The organism is Stenotrophomonas sp. YJH_SMC_64 (assembly GCF_059371375.1).
Genome location: NZ_JCAFUN010000009.1, coordinates 12848 through 29799 on the forward strand (window position 1 = coordinate 12848; position 16952 = coordinate 29799).

General features: G+C 66.2%; 14 protein-coding genes. 7 read left to right on the forward strand and 7 right to left on the reverse strand.

Annotation, left to right across the window (positions count from 1 at the left end; all coding sequences use genetic code 11):
• Window positions 1-97 precede the first annotated feature (97 nt).
• Window positions 98-910 (reverse strand): APH(6) family putative aminoglycoside O-phosphotransferase, encoded by an 813-nt coding sequence (locus AC5P9L_RS10910; RefSeq protein WP_060380214.1) that lies wholly within the window; start codon window positions 908-910, stop codon window positions 98-100.
• A gap of 138 nt (window positions 911-1048) precedes the next feature.
• Here AC5P9L_RS10910 and clpA point away from each other — a divergent pair, with 138 nt between their 5' ends.
• Window positions 1049-3334, forward strand: coding sequence for an ATP-dependent Clp protease ATP-binding subunit ClpA (gene clpA / locus AC5P9L_RS10915; protein WP_005409594.1), 2286 nt, complete (start codon window positions 1049-1051; stop codon window positions 3332-3334).
• 78 nt (window positions 3335-3412) lie between these two features.
• On the opposite strand, the gene AC5P9L_RS10920 is transcribed toward clpA, so the two are convergent.
• From AC5P9L_RS10920 to aat, 3 genes are all read right to left on the reverse strand, one after another.
• Entirely contained in the window at window positions 3413-3796 is a 384-nt protein-coding gene (locus AC5P9L_RS10920; protein ID WP_062606987.1) for a hypothetical protein, read from the reverse strand.
• Window positions 3797-3996: 200 nt separating this feature from the next.
• The gene (gene infA, locus AC5P9L_RS10925; RefSeq protein WP_005409596.1) at window positions 3997-4215 is read right to left on the reverse strand and encodes a translation initiation factor IF-1; all 219 of its coding nucleotides are present in this window, start codon (window positions 4213-4215) and stop codon (window positions 3997-3999) included.
• An 86-nt stretch (window positions 4216-4301) separates the two neighbouring features.
• Window positions 4302-5042: a leucyl/phenylalanyl-tRNA--protein transferase gene (aat, locus tag AC5P9L_RS10930; protein ID WP_032966047.1), complete on the reverse strand. Its 741-nt coding sequence runs from the start codon at window positions 5040-5042 to the stop codon at window positions 4302-4304.
• 72 nt (window positions 5043-5114) lie between these two features.
• Here aat and AC5P9L_RS10935 point away from each other — a divergent pair, with 72 nt between their 5' ends.
• Window positions 5115-6383: a hypothetical protein gene (locus AC5P9L_RS10935; protein ID WP_172711748.1), complete on the forward strand. Its 1269-nt coding sequence runs from the start codon at window positions 5115-5117 to the stop codon at window positions 6381-6383.
• A 123-nt stretch (window positions 6384-6506) separates the two neighbouring features.
• On the opposite strand, the gene AC5P9L_RS10940 is transcribed toward AC5P9L_RS10935, so the two are convergent.
• Window positions 6507-7631 carry a GNAT family N-acetyltransferase gene (locus AC5P9L_RS10940; RefSeq protein ID WP_062606991.1) on the reverse strand — a complete coding sequence of 375 codons (1125 nt, stop codon included), beginning with the start codon at window positions 7629-7631 and terminating at the stop codon, window positions 6507-6509.
• Between the two features lie 102 nt (window positions 7632-7733).
• Window positions 7734-8705: a thioredoxin-disulfide reductase gene (gene trxB / locus AC5P9L_RS10945; RefSeq protein ID WP_005409600.1), complete on the reverse strand. Its 972-nt coding sequence runs from the start codon at window positions 8703-8705 to the stop codon at window positions 7734-7736.
• Between the two features lie 233 nt (window positions 8706-8938).
• On the opposite strand from trxB, the gene AC5P9L_RS10950 reads away from it, so the two are divergent.
• The 5 genes from AC5P9L_RS10950 (at window position 8939) to AC5P9L_RS10970 (ending at window position 16246) form a co-directional block, all read left to right on the forward strand.
• Window positions 8939-11299: a DNA translocase FtsK gene (locus tag AC5P9L_RS10950; protein WP_107431873.1), complete on the forward strand. Its 2361-nt coding sequence runs from the start codon at window positions 8939-8941 to the stop codon at window positions 11297-11299.
• Between the two features lie 39 nt (window positions 11300-11338).
• Window positions 11339-13282, forward strand: coding sequence for a DUF3857 domain-containing protein (locus tag AC5P9L_RS10955; protein ID WP_227415852.1), 1944 nt, complete (start codon window positions 11339-11341; stop codon window positions 13280-13282).
• Window positions 13283-13393: 111 nt separating this feature from the next.
• Window positions 13394-14032 (forward strand): outer membrane lipoprotein periplasmic chaperone LolA, encoded by a 639-nt coding sequence (lolA, locus tag AC5P9L_RS10960; RefSeq protein WP_024958744.1) that lies wholly within the window; start codon window positions 13394-13396, stop codon window positions 14030-14032.
• A gap of 364 nt (window positions 14033-14396) precedes the next feature.
• The gene (locus AC5P9L_RS10965; RefSeq protein WP_005413290.1) at window positions 14397-15695 is read left to right on the forward strand and encodes a replication-associated recombination protein A; all 1299 of its coding nucleotides are present in this window, start codon (window positions 14397-14399) and stop codon (window positions 15693-15695) included.
• 161 nt (window positions 15696-15856) lie between these two features.
• Entirely contained in the window at window positions 15857-16246 is a 390-nt protein-coding gene (locus tag AC5P9L_RS10970) for a DUF805 domain-containing protein (protein ID WP_005413291.1), read from the forward strand.
• A 73-nt stretch (window positions 16247-16319) separates the two neighbouring features.
• On the opposite strand, the gene AC5P9L_RS10975 is transcribed toward AC5P9L_RS10970, so the two are convergent.
• The gene (locus AC5P9L_RS10975; protein WP_005413292.1) at window positions 16320-16694 is read right to left on the reverse strand and encodes a hypothetical protein; all 375 of its coding nucleotides are present in this window, start codon (window positions 16692-16694) and stop codon (window positions 16320-16322) included.
• Window positions 16695-16952: the final 258 nt, after the last annotated feature.

Consider the following 16952-nt stretch of genomic DNA (forward strand, 5'->3'; position numbering starts at 1 on the left):
GGTGTGCCCACCAAGGTGGGCACCTACCAAGGCAGAAGCCCGTATCGACCGTGGATGGGGCGTGCCCGCCAAGGTGCGCACCTGCCAAGCGCGGGTCTCACCTCTCCGCCAGCGCCTCCAGGGCCATCCGGGCGACTGTCTCGTCGATATCGGCCGGGTCGCCGTCATCCCTGAACCACACTGCCGACAGCGCAGTGCTGGCCGCGATCCAGCGCAGCAGGCGTGTGCGTTCCAGTTCGGCCAGCGCACAGACCTGCTCAAGGCGGATCGCAAACCGCTCGGGCCGCGTCGCAACGTGGATGCCCGGACCACAGAGGTCCGGGTTGCTGAACATCGTCGTGTAATCGAACGCACGGTCCCCCAGCAGTCGCTTCGGGTCGATCGCCAACCAGCCGCGCGGGCCGAAATCCAGCACATTGTCATGATGCAGGTCGCCGTGCAGCGGGCGGATCTCCTGTTCGTCATGCAGCAGCCCCTCCGCCAGTGATCTGCACTGTTCCAGCAGTGGCGGCAGCACAGCCCTTGGCTGCAGCAGGTCGGCGAACCATGTACGCAGGCAGACCAGTTCCGCTGGCGGCGCGCTCCGTGGCCGGTGCAGCCGCTGCAGGACCTGGCACAGGATCGCGGTGCAGGCGTCATCGTCGCCCTCGATCGAGCGTTGCCGCAGCGAGTCACCGCGGGCACGCTCGATCAGGATCGCAGGCCCCTCGTGGGCCAGCAGGCGGGCGGCGCCATCGCCGTTCCACCAGCGTAGCAGGCGATGACTGTTCTGCTCCTCGGTCTCGCTGCTGATCTTCAGCATCGCTGGCTCGCCCGCAGCGGTCAGCACCGGCCAGAGCCGGGCGTGAGGCGTACGGAGGGCCGGGCCATCACGCCGCAATCGCCAGCGGCTCAGGTAGGGTTCGCTCATGCTGTGTGGGCTGTCCTGGAGTGAATGAAGATCAAGCGATCTGTACTGCTAACGCCATCTGAACGCAGCAATCCGCTAGGGTGATGGAAATCGCGTAGTCAGGCCGCATATTGTCCCCATCTGCCGCCGGAGTAATCCATGTTCAGCAAAGACCTCGAACACACCATCGGCCAGTGCTACAAGCGCGCCCGTGAGGCCCGGCATGAGTTCATGACGGTCGAACACCTGCTGCTGGCACTGCTCGACAACCCGTCAGCCCAGGCCGTACTGAAGGCCTGTGGTGCCGATGCCGACCGCCTGCGCCAGGAGCTGGAGCAGGCCATCGAGGCCTCCGTGTCCCGCCTGGCGGAAGACGATGGCCGCGACACCCAGCCGACGCTGGGCTTCCAGCGTGTGCTGCAGCGGGCCGTGTACCACGTGCAGTCCTCGGGCAAGAAGGAGGTCACCGGCGCCAATGTGCTGGTCGCCATCTTCGGCGAAAAGGACTCCCACGCTGTCTATTACCTCAACCAGCAGGATGTGACCCGGCTGGATGTGGTCAATTACCTGTCCCATGGCATCGCCAAGCTGGGCGATGAAGGCGAGCAGTCGTCTTCGTCCCCGGAGGGCGAGAGCCGCATGGAAGGCGGGGAGGGCGAGCCCAAGGGGGATGCGCTGACCGAATTCGCCAGCAACCTCAACGACCAGGCCCGGGCAGGTCGCATCGACCCCCTGGTCGGCCGTGCCGACGAGATCGAGCGCACCATCCAGGTCCTCTGCCGCCGCCGCAAGAACAATCCGCTGTACGTCGGTGAGGCGGGCGTAGGCAAGACGGCCATCGCCGAGGGCCTGGCCCGCCGCATCATCGAAGGCTCGGTGCCCGACGTGCTGGCCGACGCGGTGATCTACTCGCTCGACCTGGGCGCACTGGTGGCTGGTACCAAGTACCGTGGCGACTTCGAGAAGCGCCTGAAGAGCGTGCTGACGGCACTGAAGAAGGTGCCCAACGCGGTGCTGTTCATCGACGAGATCCACACCATCATCGGTGCCGGTTCGGCGTCGGGCGGCACCATGGATGCGTCCAACCTGATCAAGCCGGCGCTGGCGTCGGGCGAGCTGCGCTGCATCGGCTCGACCACGTTCCAGGAATACCGCGGCATCTTCGAGAAGGACCGCGCGCTGGCGCGCCGCTTCCAGAAGATCGACATCGTCGAGCCGACGGTGGGCGAGACCTACGAGATCCTGCAGGGCCTGAAGTCCAAGTACGAGCTGCATCACGGTGTGACCTACTCCGACGAGGCCCTGCAGGCCGCAGTGGACCTGTCGGTGAAGCACATCGGCGACCGCCTGCTGCCGGACAAGGCCATCGACGTGATCGACGAGGCCGGTGCCCGCCAGCGCCTGCTGCCCGAGGAGCAGCGCAAGGAGCTGATCGACGTCGAGGAGGTCGAGGCGATCGTGGCCAAGATGGCGCGGATCCCGGCCAAGCAGGTCAGTGCCACCGACAAGGATGTGCTGCAGCACCTGGAGCGCAACCTGAAGATGGTGATTTTCGGCCAGGACCCGGCCATCGAGACGCTGTCCTCGGCGATCAAGCTGGCCCGTTCGGGCCTGGGCAACCCGGAAAAGCCGATCGGCAATTTCCTGTTCGCCGGCCCGACCGGCGTCGGCAAGACCGAAGTGACCAAGCAGCTGGCGTTGCAGCTGGGCATCGAGCTGGTCCGCTTCGACATGTCCGAGTACATGGAGCCGCATTCGATCAGCCGCCTGATCGGCGCGCCTCCGGGCTACGTCGGTTTCGACCAGGGCGGCCTGCTGACCGAGAAGATCGTCAAGACGCCGCATTGCGTGCTGCTGCTGGATGAGATCGAGAAGGCGCATCCGGACATCTTCAACATCCTGTTGCAGGTGATGGACCGCGGTGTGCTGACCGATACCAACGGTCGCGAAGCGAACTTCAAGAACGTGGTGCTGGTGATGACCACCAATGCCGGCGCCGCGCAGGCCTCGCGGCGGTCGATCGGCTTCACCAAGCAGGACCATGCCACCGACGCGATGGAGACCATCCGCCGCAGCTTCACCCCGGAATTCCGCAACCGTCTTGACGCGGTGGTGCAGTTCCAGGCGCTGGGCTTCGAGCACATCCTGCGCGTGGTCGACAAGTTCCTGATCGAGCTGGAGATGCTGCTGCAGGACAAGCACGTCAGCCTGTCGGCCACCCCGACCGCGCGCGACTGGCTGGCCCACCATGGTTTCGACCCGCTGATGGGTGCCCGTCCGATGGCCCGCGTGATCCAGGACAAGATCAAGCGTCCGCTGGCCGACGAGCTGCTGTTCGGCAAGCTGGTCAACGGCGGCAAGGTCAGCATCGACGTGCGCGACGACGAGCTGGTGGTCGAGACCCAGGCCGAGCCGGAGCGGCTGCTGCCGGTCACGGTGGAATGAGCTGACGCCGCAGGCTTGGCGTGAAAGACTGGAAATGACAAGGGCGGCTTCGGCCGCCCTTGTCGCATTCACTGCAACTCAACGCCCCTGCTGCGCCAGCCGCCTGAAGGTCGCCGCATCGATCGGTTCGATCCGGGTCACGGTGCAGTGGTTGCTGTCGGTTTTCAGTGTGCTGCGGGCATCGCCGCAGATCCGTTCAGGGGTACTGGGCGTGAAGAAGACATAGCTGGCCGAGGCGGCAGCGCCCAGGCAGCGCTTCTGCAGGTGCACCCGATAGTGGTTGTCACCGTCGCGCAGCAACACCTCGCGTTCCGTGCTGGAGGGGCGGATATCGCGATTGGCGCTGAGGGCAATGCACTCGGACGCGTTGGAGGGCTTGCTGGGTTCAGCGGCGAATGCCGCCAGGGGGAGGCTGACCAGCAGAACTGCCGGCAGCAGGACGTGCGGGAGCAGGGCGTTCATGATCGGGAGGGGGTGGCGATCCGGACTGGATCGGATCCCACGATGCCGCGGCGGCTGCAGGCGCGAATCTGCCGCAAGCGGGGCTGACCGATGCCACGGTGAGCTCGGTCACGGTGACCTCCGGCAGGGCCGGATTCCGGTCATGACAAAAGGCCAGCAACCAGGGCTGGCCTTGTCGAGTGGCGCCAGGCGCCGACCGCTTACTTCATGCGGTAGGTGATACGACCCTTGGTCAGGTCATACGGGGTCATTTCAACCTTGACCCGGTCACCGGTGAGGATGCGGATGTAGTTCTTGCGCATGCGGCCGGAGATATGGGCGATGATTTCGTGCCCATTTTCCAGGCGAACGCGGAAAGTGGTGTTCGGCAGCGTCTCGCTGACGGTGCCCTCGAACTCGATGGAATCGTCTTTCGACATGTAGTCCTGTGCGGTTCAGAAAACGGCCACGCTGGGCCTAAGGCGCGGTATTTTACGCGTGACGGCGCCAGCTTGCAAAGTTTGTGTTAACCCCCGGCCAAACGCCGTGCTGGCAGGCGTCCAACCGCCTGGGTCCATGGGCCTTCCCGGCCGTCACCGCGCACGGCCCGGCGCACGTGCTGCAGGAATTCCGCGCGCGGCAGGTGCTCGGCGCCCATCCGCAGCAGGTGCGGATTCTCCACCTGGGCATCGATCAGTTCCCAGCCCCAACCATGCAGGGTGGATGCCAGGGCGGCCAGTGCGATCTTGGAGCCGCCGCTGGCGCCACTGAACATGCTTTCGCCGAAGAACATCGACCCGATTGCCACCCCGTAGATGCCACCGACGAGGGTCTGCCGGTCCCAGACTTCAAACGAATGGGCGAAGCCCAGGTCGTGCAGCTGGCCGTAGGCCTCGACCATCGCCGGGCTGATCCAGGTGCCGTCCTGGCCGGGCCGCGGTGCTGCCGCACAGGCGCGCATCACGCGGCTGAAGGCGGTGTCGGCGGTGACCTCCCACGTACTGCTGCGTAGCTGGCGGCGGAACCGGCTGGACAGATGCACGCCCTCGGTGCGGAACACCATGCGCGGGTCCGGCGACCACCACAGGATCGGCTCGCCCTCGCTGAACCACGGAAAGATGCCGCCAGCGTAGGCATTGAGCAGGCGCACCGGGTGCAGGTCACCGCCGACGGCGAGCAGGCCATCGGGCTGGCGCAGCGCGGTCTCGGCTGGAGGAAAGGGGGCGTCGGGCGCATCAGCCAGGCGCCAGGGCAGCTGGCGGGTCATGCCCTCATTGTATTCGCCGTGGTGACCGCTGATGTCTGGCAACATCAGTGTCCAACGGCAAGGAGCCCACGCATGAGTGACGCGATCACCGCCATCCTCGATGTGCACGACAACCCGCGCACGTGCAACGACAGCCAGAGCATGCTGCTGGCGTTGGCGACTGAGCAGCCGGGCCAGCTCGGTGCGCTGATGCGGCTGGCCCTTGCCCGGCGTTCACCCAGCTCGGCCTTTCTCGACATGACGCTGGATCTGCTGCCCGACGAAGCGGTTGCGCCGGTCTGTGCCGAGGCCTGGCGTCGCTATCGTGATGGTGAGCGCGGTGAGCTGCAGGCCAGCGTGATCGAATTCGCCAGCTACCAGGCGCCGCAGGTGCTGCAGGACGACTGGGAGGCCTTGCTGGCGATTGCCAGTGAGAATGAGCTGCAGCTGGCTTCGCAGGTGTGGCGGGGTCTGCCGTCTGCCACTGCCGTGCAGTGGGCACAGATTCTGGCCGAAGCCGATGACGATCGAGAAATGGCGCGGGCCAGGGCGCTGCTGCTCGCGGCGCAGCCCGAGAGCTATGCCGTTGCCCGCGGCTACCTCGCTGACTGGGGCGCGCTGGATGCTGAGGTCTGGGCGCATTGGGCCGGCGTGGCGGATGGGCCGCTGCCGCGCCGCCTGCATGGGGAGCGGCCGCTGCACATCCGCTTTGGCCGCGAGCAGCATCGCGCGCAGCAGGCGGACGAACCGAGCTGGCGCAAGCGTATCTGGCGCCTGCACCCAACCTGGAATGGTGGGCAGGTGCACCATGCGGGGCAGATGGGAGGACCGATGGAAGCGTTGTGTGGCAGCTGCCATGCACCGCTGCAGCGCCTGATGCGAACCGACGCTGCCGCGCTGCAGCCGGGCGCGGCGGGTGAGATCACGCTGGGCCTGTGCCTGGACTGCTGCGGCTGGGAAGACCCGCCCGTGCGCTTCTATCGCCACGATGCCGTCGGCCTGCCCAGCTGCCACCCCAGCCAGCGTCTGGAGGTGCCGGCCACGCCGACCGACAGCGGTGACCTGGTGCGTGCCGAGATCGGCCTGGTCGCCATGGATACCAGGCGGTGGCAGCAGCAGGACTGGGGCCAGTCCAACCATCGGCAGAACCTGTCGCGCGTGGGCGGCGCGCCCAGCTGGGTGCAGCGTGCCTGGTACCCGGCGTGCGTCGATTGCGGCGAGGAGATGCCCTTCGTGATGCAGCTGGATTCGACGCTGCCCACCACGAGTGAGGGCACGCTGCTATGGGGCAGCGGCGGCATGCTCTATACGTTCTGGTGCGCGACGTGTCGGGTGAGTGGGCACTTCTGGCAGTGCACCTGAGCGCAGCGCGCTCTCCATTGTCCTGGTAGGTGCCAACGTTGGTTGGCGCGCCCCACTGCCCTGGTAGGTGCCAACCTTGGTTGGCACGCTTCTCGGCGCCGCGCCAGTCGAGCCAGCTCGGCACTACGGCTCTACGCGGAACGGCCCATGCCCCTGCAGCTCCTGCTGGTAGCGCCGCACATCGCGCCGTTCCTGCCGGCACCAGTCCTGCAGTGCTTCTGCGAAATCCGCATCGGCCACCCAGTGCCGGCTGCGCACCAGCGTCGGCAGGAAGCCCCGCGCCAGCTTGTGCTCGCCCTGTGCACCCGGTTCGAATCGGGTCAGCCCTTCGCGCAGGCAGTACTCGATACCCTGGTAGTAGCAGGCCTCGAAGTGCAGGCCGGGCAGGGTGGCGCCGCCCCAGTAGCGGCCGTACAGGGTGTCGCCACCGCGCAGGCACAGCGCGCCGGCAATCGGCTCGCCGTCCTGTTCGGCCAGGAACAGCACCAGCCCGCGGCCCAATGAAATGGCCAGATGGCGCAGGAAGGCCTCGGTGAGCGCCGGGGCGTTGCCGTACTCGAGGAAAGTCTGCAGGTAGAAGCGATACATCGCCTGCAGGTCCGCGCGGCTGGCTTCATCGCCGTGCACCACGCGGAAGGTGATGCCCTGGCGGGTGACCTTGGCCCGTTCCTGGCGGATGTTCTTGCGATGCTTGTGGTTCATCGCACCGAGGAACTGGTCGAATGTCGCCCAGTCACCCGGGTTCTGCCACTGGAACTGCACGTCTTCGCGCAGCAGCCAGTCATCGCCGAACAGCGCCTCGTCCACTGCGGTGTGGAAGTTGATATGGGCCGAGGACACGTCCAGTGCCGGCAGCGCCTCGCGCAATGCCGGCAGCAAGGTGGCGCGATCTGAATCGTGACGGGCCAGCAACCGCGGGCCGGTGACCGGTGAGTACGGCACCGCGCCCAGCCACTTCGGATAGTAGTCGCGGCCATGACGGGCATACGCGTTGGCCCACGCATGGTCGAACACGAACTCGCCGTGCGAATTGGTCTTCAGGTAGCCCGGAATGGCGCCGACCAAGCTGTCGCCTTCCCAGAGCGTGAAGTGCCGGGGCTGCCAGCCCCAGTCCTCGCGCAGGCAGCCGTGCTGTTCAAGGCCTGAGAGGAAGGCGTGGCTGACGAAGGGGTTCTGCCCGTCGTGCAGGGCATTCCAGTCGGTGGCGGGGATGGACTGCAGGGAGTCGAGGAAGCGGGGGGAAGGCATGAGGGAAGGATAGGGCAGATGAAACAGAAAGGCCGACGCACTGGCGTCGGCCTTTCATCCGGAGTCGGGCGTGGCTCGGCCCTACCGGAGCGGGTCAGCCTCTCAGCTGGCCTTGCCCTGTGCGTCCAGGTAGCGCTCTGCGTCCAGTGCGGCCATGCAGCCGAAGCCGGCCGAGGTGATCGCCTGGCGGTAGTGCTGGTCGGCCACGTCGCCGGCGGCGAAGACGCCTTCCACCGAGGTCTGGGTGGCATTGCCGCCCAGGCCCGAACGGATTTCCAGGTAGCCGTTGTTCATTGCCAGCTGGCCGTCGAACAGGGTGGTGTTCGGGTGGTGGCCGATGGCCACGAAGAAGCCGTGGGCGTCGATGTCGCGGGTGCTGCCGTCCAGGGTGGACTTCACGCGCACGCCGGTCACGCCGGCATCATTGCCCAGCACTTCTTCCACCTGGTGGTGCCAGACGGTCTCGATCTTGCCTTCGGCCACCTTCTTGAACAGCTTGTCCTGCATGATCTTTTCCGCCTTCAGGGTGTCGCGGCGGTGGACCAGGTAGACCTTGCGGGCGATGTTGGACAGGTACAGGGCCTCTTCCACGGCGGTGTTGCCGCCACCGACCACGACCACGTCCTGGTCGCGGTAGAAGAAGCCGTCACAGGTGGCGCAGGCGGACACACCGCGGCCCTTGAACTCGTCTTCGGTCGGGATGCCCAGGTACTTGGCGGTGGCGCCGGTGGCGATGATCAGCGCATCGCAGGTGTACTCGTGGCTGTCGCCGATCAGCTTGAACGGGCGCTGCGACAGGTCGGCGGTGTGGATGTGGTCGAAAATGACCTCGGTCTCGAAGCGTTCGGCATGGGCCTGCATGCGCGCCATCAGGTCCGGGCCCATCAGGCCGTGGGCGTCACCCGGCCAGTTGTCCACCTCGGTGGTGGTCATCAGCTGGCCGCCCTGCTGCAGGCCGGTGATGACGACCGGCTTCAGGTTGGCGCGAGCGGCGTAGACGGCGGCGGTCCAACCGGCCGGGCCGGAACCGAGGATGACGAGGCGCTGGTGGCGGGAGGGCAGGCTGGTGCTCATGTAAACTCGCGAAAAGGTAGATGGGACAAGGCGCTGGCGATGTTTGCGCAGCATCCTTGGCTGGTCATAGAGTGGCGGCTGGGGCAGGGCGATTCAAGCCGATGAACGGAACGCCGTCATCCAGCAGTGGTTTCGGCCCCCGGATTGGCCTGCCGGACGTCGCATAACTGAAAACTGACGCCGTCTCATTTATTATCAATCACTAACAGCGCATTCCAAAGGTATGGTCTAAGGTGGCGAAGCAGGTCCCCGAACGCTCCAAGTCCGACGACAGCAAGGCGTCACGTCGCACGGCCGCGGCGGCGACGACCGACAATCCACGCCGCCAGCGTCTCTGGCGCGATCTGGGCCTGATCGCCATCGCGCCGGCCCTGCTGTACCTGGCGGCCAGTCTTTTCACCTATTCAGCGACTGATCCGGGCTGGTCGCATACCGGCAGCGTGGTCGCGCCGGTGCACAACCTGGGTGGCCGCGCCGGGGCCTGGATCGCCGACGTGCTGCTGCAGCTGTTCGGCTACATCGCCTTCCTGCTGCCGGTGGTGCTCGGCGCGCTGGCGTGGATCGCCATGTTCGGGCTCAAGCGCGAGAGCAAGGGCGAGAACGACCTGGATCCTGCGCTGCGCCTGGTCGGCCTGGTCGGTTTCCTCATCGCCGGCACCGGCTTCCTGCACGTGCGCCTGTTCAGTGGCGACGTCTCCAGCGCCGGCGGCATCCTCGGCAAGCTGGTGGGCAATTCGCTCACGGTGGGCTTCGGCGCGCTGGGCGCCAACCTGTTCGTGCTGGTGCTGCTGCTGGCCTCGATCACGCTCGCGACCGGGCTGTCCTGGTTCACGGTGATGGAGAAGATCGGCCGCGGCGTGATGTCGCTGGCGCCGTTGCTGGAACGCAAGAAGGAAGAAGTCACCGAGTGGAAGCAGACCCGGGTGATGCGCGAGGAGCGCCAGGAAGTGCGCAAGGCCGACGCCGAGGTGCGCGCCAAGCGCGAGCCGGTGAAGATCGAGCCGCGTCCGGAGCCGGTGATCGAGAAGAGCGATCGGGCCAAGCGCGATACCCAGATTCCGATGTTCCGCGGCGTCAACGGTGATGGCTCGGACCTGCCGCCGCTGGCACTGCTGGATGATCCCAAGCCGCAGCCCAAGGGCTACGACGAAGAAACGCTGGAGACCCTGTCGCGGCAGATCGAGTTCAAGCTGAAGGACTTCCGCATCGATGCGCAGGTGGTCGGCGCCAATCCCGGCCCGGTCATCACCCGCTTCGAGATCGAGCCGGCACCGGGCATCAAGGTCAGCCAGATCAGTTCGCTGGACAAGGACATCGCGCGCGGCTTGTCGGTGAAGTCGGTGCGCGTGGTCGACGTCATTCCGGGCAAGTCGGTGATCGGCCTGGAAATCCCCAACGTCACCCGCGAGATGATCTTCCTGTCCGAGCTGCTGCGCTCGAAGGAATATGACAAGTCGGCCAGTGTGCTGACCCTGGCGCTGGGCAAGGACATCGCCGGTCGCCCGACCGTGGCCGACCTGGCACGCATGCCGCATCTGCTGGTGGCCGGTACCACCGGTTCGGGCAAGTCGGTGGCGGTCAACGCGATGGTGCTGAGCCTGTTGTTCAAGGCCTCGCCGAAAGACCTGCGGATGCTGATGATCGACCCGAAGATGCTCGAACTGAGCGTCTACCAGGGCATCCCGCACCTGCTGGCGCCGGTGGTCACCGACATGAAGGAGGCCGCCAACGGCCTGCGCTGGTGCGTGGCCGAGATGGAGCGCCGTTACAAGCTGATGAGCGCGGTGGGCGTGCGCAACCTGGCCGGCTTCAACAAGAAGGTGAAGGAAGCCCAAGACGCCGGCCAGCCGCTGATGGACCCGCTGTTCAAGCCGAACCCGGAGCTGGGCGAGGCACCGCGCCCGCTGGAGACGCTGCCGTTCATCGTCATCTTCATCGACGAATTCGCCGACATGATGATGATCGTCGGCAAGAAGGTGGAAGAGCTGATCGCGCGCCTGGCACAGAAGGCGCGTGCGGCCGGCATCCACCTGATCCTGGCCACGCAGCGCCCGTCGGTGGACGTGATCACCGGCCTGATCAAGGCCAACATCCCCACCCGCATCGCCTTCCAGGTCAGCTCCAAGATCGACTCGCGCACCATTCTCGACCAGTCCGGTGCGGAAACCCTGCTCGGCCACGGCGACATGCTCTACCTGCCGCCGGGCACCGCCATGCCCGAGCGCGTGCACGGCGCCTTCGTCTCCGACGAGGAAGTGCATCGCGTGGTCGAACATCTCAAGGCGATGGGCCCGGCCGACTATGTCGACGGCGTGCTGGACGAAGTGCAGACGATGGGCGACGGCGTGGTCGTCGGTGCCACCGGCCTGCCCGAGAACAGCTCTGCCGGCGATGAGTCCGACCCCTTGTATGACGAAGCGCTGCGGGTGGTCACCGAGACCCGCCGTGCCTCAATTTCCGGCGTGCAGCGCCGGCTGAAGATCGGCTACAACCGCGCGGCGCGACTGATCGAGGCCATGGAAGCGGCCGGCGTGGTCAGTCCGCCCGAGCACAACGGCGACCGCACGGTGCTGGCACCGCCGCCGCCGAAGTAAGACCCGACGTATCCCCCACGACGTCCAAGGAACCGACGCATGCTTCACCCCGTACCAAGCGCGCTGGCACTGGCGCTGGCAGCCTTCCTGGCTGCCGGCCCGGCACTGGCAGACACCGCCACCTCCGCGCCCGCCACGGCGCCGCCTTCCACCAGCGGCGATACCGAAGCCAGCAATAATTTCAGCATTGTCCGTTACCGCGCCGACTACCAGGTGCGGCCGGATGCGGGCAATGTGCAGACCGAAACCTACGAAGTCCTGCTCAAGACCAAGGCCTCCGTCGAGCAGTTCAGCCAGGTGCGGCTGAGCTACAGCGAGAAGATGGAGACGCTGGAAGTGCTCGGCGCCTACACCATCACCGCCGACGGCCAGCGTCGCGACGTGCCGGCCGACCGCATCTACACCCAGGAGAGCTACTCCAGCGCTTCGGCGGCGATGTATGCCGACCGCAAGGTGCGGGTGATCGTGTTCCCGAACCTGGCCCCGGGCACCCGTCTGTACTACCAGGTGCGCCGCACCCAAGCCACGCCGTACTTCCCGGGCTATTTCGGCCTGTGGGAGACCTTCAATGTGTTCACCGAGTACGAGGACGCCGAAGTCACCCTGAGTGCGCCGGCCAACCTGCCGATGTTCATCGACAGCCGCGGCGTGCAGGGCAGCGATCGCCCGACGGTGAAGAACGGCCAGGCGCAGTGGCGCTGGCGCTACCAGCGTCGCGAGGCGATGCCGGCGCAGAACTGGTCGGCGGCGGGCTGGGAGTTCGGCCCGAACATCATGGCCAGTACCTATCGTGACTGGTCGCAGATGGGTCGCGCCTACCAGCTCAAGGCGGGCCCGGCGGCCGAGGTGACCCCGGCGCTGCAGGCGCTGGGTGATGAGATCACCGCGGGTATCAGCGACCGCCGCGAGCAGGCTGATGCGCTGTATCGCTGGGTTGCGCAGAACATCCGCTACGTGGCGGTGTACCTGGGCAATGGCGGGCTGGAGCCGAACAGCGCGCAGAGCATCCTCGACAACCACTATGGCGACTGCAAGGACCATGTGACGATCCTGGAGGCGCTGCTGGCGGCCAAGGGCATCGCCAGCTCGCCGGTGCTGATCGGTGCCGGCGGCGGTCCGACGCTGCCGAAGATTCCGGTGCTGGGCCGCTTCAACCACGCCATCACCTACATTCCCGAGTTTGATCTCTACCTGGATTCGACCACCGCGTGGGCGCGCTTCGGTCAGCTGCCGGAAGGTGATCTGGGTGCGCCGGTGATGCGTACCCGCGACGCCACGCTGGCACGCACCCCGGCCAACACGCCGGAGCGCAATGCCACCTCGATGGAGGTGCGTTTCACCTTCGACGCCAACGGCAACCTGCGCGGCGAGACCATTCCGAAACTGGGCGAGAACGCCGAGATCGGCATGCGTGCCCAGTTCTCCCAGCTCAACGCGCAGAACCGTGCGCGCGCTGAAGAGCAGATCATGGCCGCCTCCGGTTTCGATGGGCGAGGGCAGCTGCAGATCCAGGGCGTGCCGGTCGATCTGACCCGGCCGTTTGGCTATCGCATGGCGTTCCAGGCCGAGGACTACGCCGACTTCAGCGTGGCCGGCGGCATGGCCGTGCCGGACCCGCCGGGCGGCGAGTCGGTGCGTGGCTTGTACGCCACCGCCTCGGCGCCGGCCAACGAAACGCCGTTCTACTGCAATGCCAGCCTGCGCGAGGAAACCTATCGCCTGCAGTTCCCGGCCAATGCGCCGATCATCGCCATCCCGGCCAGCCAGCGTTTCGCCAATGCAGCCGGCGAGTACCGGGTGGACTGGAGTCGCGAGGGCCAGGAGGTGATCGTGCACCACCGCTTGCAGCAGAATGCAGTGCGTGGGCCAGAGGCGTTGTGCCAGCCGCAGGACTATCCGGCGTTCCGCGCGCTGTATCGCGAAGTGCGGCGTGGCTTCCGCGGCCAGGTGCTGTACGGCAAGCTGCCGGGATCCGGTGGCTGAATCGCCGATGGACGTTCAGGGCGGCATAATGTCGCCCTGATCGCCCATTCATCTTTCCCCGGGCACACTGGCAACCACCTTTCCTGGCGCCCGCGCCCACAGGATTCCCGCATGAACTTCCGCTTCCGCCGTTTCCTTGCCACCACCACCCTGGCCGTGGCCTGCGCCGCCGCCGGCAGCGCCTGGGCTGGCGCCCGCGATGACCTGAAGACCTTCACCAGCGGCCTGAAGGGCCTGGATGGCCAGTTCAGCCAGCAGGTGTTCGACAGTCGCGGCAAGGTGAAGGAATCAACCAGTGGTCGCGTGGCCCTGTCGGCGCCGCGCCTGTTCCGTTGGGAATACGTGCGCCCGCACGAACAGCTGATCGTGGCCGACGGCAGGAAGGTCTGGATGTACGAGCCGGACCTGGAGCAGGCCACCGTGCGCGAGCAGGGCAAGGAAGAGCAGAACAGCCCGCTGACCGCGCTGATCAACCCGGCGCTGCTGGAGCAGCAGTACGACGTCAGCGAAGAGGCCGCGCAGCGCGACGGCCTGCAGTGGCTGTCGCTGTCGCCGAAGCGCGAGACCGAAGCCAGCTTCCAGTACGCCGCGCTGGGCTTCAACGCGCAGGGGCTGGCCAAGATGGAAATCACCGATGCGGTTGGCCAGCGTACCGTGATCAGCTTCAGTGGCTGGAAGCGCAACCCGGGCTTCGCCGCCGGCACCTTCAGCTTTACGCCGCCGAAGGGCACCGACGTCATCGGTAATTGATGGTGGTCGCCGGGCATGGCCTGGCCCTACCTGCTCTGGTGGGTGCCAACCGGCACCGCCTTGGTGGGTGTCAACCTTGGTTGACACGCTTTTGATCTGCCGGCCAGCGGCCGGCACTACCGAATCCTGTGGCCCGGCGCCAACCGCTCTGGTGGGTTTCAACCGGCACCGCTTTGGTGGGTGTCAACCTTGGTTGACATGCTTTTGATCTGCCGGCCAGCGGCCGGCACTACCAGACATCGCGTCCCGCCCGCCGGGCACGGTCCGGCGCTACCGTTGGGCGGCGCGGTACAATGACCGGGTGCCAAGACATCGCTCCACTTCATTCCCCGGACCCGATCTGCTGAGCGTCGATCGGGAACACATGCGCCCGCTGGCCGAGCGCATGCGCCCCCGCACCCTGGACGAAATGGTCGGGCAGAAGCGCCTGCTGGCGCCGGACAGTGCGCTGCGCCGCGCGGTCGAATCCGGTCGCGTGCATTCGATGATCCTGTGGGGGCCGCCGGGCTGCGGCAAGACCACGCTGGCGCTGCTGCTGGCCGAGTACGCCGATGCGGAATTCCGCGCCATCTCTGCCGTGCTGTCCGGCCTGCCGGAGGTGCGCCAGGTGCTGGCCGAGGCCGCGCAACGCTTCGCCGAAGGCCGCCGCACCGTGTTGTTCGTGGATGAGGTGCACCGCTTCAACAAGGCGCAGCAGGATGCGTTCCTGCCGCATATCGAGCGCGGCACCATCCTGTTCGTCGGTGCCACCACCGAGAATCCATCCTTCGAGCTGAATTCGGCGCTGCTGTCGCGTTGCCGCGTGCATGTGCTGGAAGGCGTTTCGCCCACAGACATCGTTGAGGCGCTGGAGCGTGCGCTGGGTGACCGCGAACGCGGCCTGGGTGAAGAGCACATCGAGGTCGCTCCCGAGCTGCTGCTGGAAATTGCGACCGCCGCCGACGGCGACGTGCGCCGTGCGCTGACCCTGCTGGAGATCGCCGCTGAGCTGGCGGGCGGGGAGGGTGGGCGCATCACGCCGCAGACCCTGACCCAGGTGCTGGCCGATCGTACCCGCCGCTTCGACAAGGGCGGCGAGCAGTTCTACGACCAGATCTCGGCGCTGCACAAATCCGTGCGCAGCTCCAACCCGGACGCCGCGCTGTACTGGCTGACCCGCATGCTCGATGGCGGCTGCGATCCGTCTTACCTGGCGCGCCGGCTGACCCGCATGGCCATCGAGGATATCGGCCTGGCCGACCCGCGTGCGCAGAGCATGGCGCTGGAAGCGTGGGACATCTATGAGCGGCTGGGCAGTCCGGAGGGAGAGCTCGCGTTCGCCCAGCTGGTGCTTTATCTGGCCAGCACGGCGAAGTCGAATGCCGGCTATGCGGCCTTCAACCAGGCCAAGTCCGATGTGCGCGAGAGCGGCACAGAAGAAGTGCCGCTGCACCTGCGCAATGCGCCGACCAAGCTGATGAAGGAACTGGGCTACGGCGCCGAGTACCAGTATGACCACGATGCGGAGGGTGGCATCGCGCTCGACCAGACCGGTTTCCCGGATGCGATGGGCGAACGGGTGTACTACAACCCGGTGCCGCGCGGGCTGGAAATCAAGTTGAAGGAAAAGCTGGATCGTTTGCGCGCCGAGCGCGAGGCTGCGCGCGCCGCGAAGGGCCGCTGACCCGGTTCATGTGGCGTCGAGCCATGCTCGACTTCGCTCTTGGCAGGCTTGTTGGCATATTCGGTAAGGCAGTCGAGCACGGCTCGACCCTGCAGTGGCAACATTGTTCCCGGCACGTTCATTTGGCACACTGCGCGGCTACTTTTTCAAGGATCGATGCCGTGCAGGAAATGATTCTGCCGTTGAAGCGCTACGCCCAGTTCGAGGGCCGCGCGAACCGCCGCGAGTACTGGATGTACCAGCTGTTCCTGTTCCTGGTCGCAACGGCAGTGATGCTGCTGGCCGGCGTGCTGGCGATCCTCCTGCGCAACAGTGCCGAAGCGCTGGCCGGCATCCTGATCGGCATGGTGGTGCTGCTGTGTGTGATGTGGCTGGCCACGATCGTGCCGCTGATCGCAGTGACCGTACGCCGCCTGCATGACTGCAACCAGTCGGGCTGGCTGTTCCTGCTGGCGCTGGTACCGGGTGGCGGGATCGTGATCATGATCTTCTCGCTGCTGCCGGGCACGCCGCAGGAGAATGTGTATGGTCCGGTGCCTACGGGGCCGTGATGATGCATGAGTCGAGCATGGCTCGACGCTACAGAGGCAAAGAAAAGAAGCCGGCATTTTGCCGGCTTCATCTTTACTTGATGGTGCAATCGCCGAAGGACAGGTAATCGGTGCCCGAGCTGAACTGCAGCGTGCAGCTGGCGGTGAAAGTCGCGCCTTCTTCCAGTGCGCCCAGCTTGGCCGCCTGCTGTTCGTCGTCGCTGGTCAGCCGGGCCAGGACATTGCCCTGGTCATCGCCGGCCTCGATCAGTGGCTCGCCCGCCAGGTTGCTGGAAACGCTCAGTGCGACGGCAGTGAATGTCACCGTCTGGTTGAGTTGGTCCATGCCCAGTGACGAATTGCCGGCCTCTTCAAAGGCCTGGTAGAGCGTTGGCAGGTCCTGTGCGGCATGGGCGGCCAGCGGTGCGAGCAGGCCAAGGGAAAGGGCGATCAGGGTGGTGCGCTTCAAGGTGTTCTCGCAGTCACGGGATCCATTCCCGTGGGTGGTGGTCAGTAGATCCACGCCATGCGTGGATAGGTTTGGCAATAGACAGGGCGCGGCCGATGGCTCGATCACCCATCCATCCGCAGCCCTGCGAGGGTAGGGCGCTCCTGCGCCCCGCTGCCGGGCAAAATAGTGGATTCAGTGTTTCCGGTGCAACCGGGAAAATGAACGTATCGCGCGCGTGATACACAGTGTGACGTTTGATCGATGTGATAATCATTC

Excerpts from the sequence above, each read along its gene's own strand:
- lolA (WP_024958744.1), top strand. The coding sequence starts at position 13,394 with ATGAACTTCCGCTTCCGCCGTTTCCTTGCCACCACCACCCTGGCCGTG.
- AC5P9L_RS10935 (WP_172711748.1), top strand. The coding sequence starts at position 5,115 with ATGAGTGACGCGATCACCGCCATCCTCGATGTGCACGACAACCCGCGC.
- AC5P9L_RS10910 (WP_060380214.1), bottom strand. The coding sequence starts at position 910 with ATGAGCGAACCCTACCTGAGCCGCTGGCGATTGCGGCGTGATGGCCCG.
- aat (WP_032966047.1), bottom strand. The coding sequence starts at position 5,042 with ATGACCCGCCAGCTGCCCTGGCGCCTGGCTGATGCGCCCGACGCCCCC.
- AC5P9L_RS10955 (WP_227415852.1), top strand. The coding sequence starts at position 11,339 with ATGCTTCACCCCGTACCAAGCGCGCTGGCACTGGCGCTGGCAGCCTTC.
- AC5P9L_RS10940 (WP_062606991.1), bottom strand. The coding sequence starts at position 7,631 with ATGCCTTCCCCCCGCTTCCTCGACTCCCTGCAGTCCATCCCCGCCACC.
- AC5P9L_RS10965 (WP_005413290.1), top strand. The coding sequence starts at position 14,397 with ATGCGCCCGCTGGCCGAGCGCATGCGCCCCCGCACCCTGGACGAAATG.
- infA (WP_005409596.1), bottom strand. The coding sequence starts at position 4,215 with ATGTCGAAAGACGATTCCATCGAGTTCGAGGGCACCGTCAGCGAGACG.
- AC5P9L_RS10920 (WP_062606987.1), bottom strand. The coding sequence starts at position 3,796 with ATGAACGCCCTGCTCCCGCACGTCCTGCTGCCGGCAGTTCTGCTGGTC.
- clpA (WP_005409594.1), top strand. The coding sequence starts at position 1,049 with ATGTTCAGCAAAGACCTCGAACACACCATCGGCCAGTGCTACAAGCGC.
- trxB (WP_005409600.1), bottom strand. The coding sequence starts at position 8,705 with ATGAGCACCAGCCTGCCCTCCCGCCACCAGCGCCTCGTCATCCTCGGT.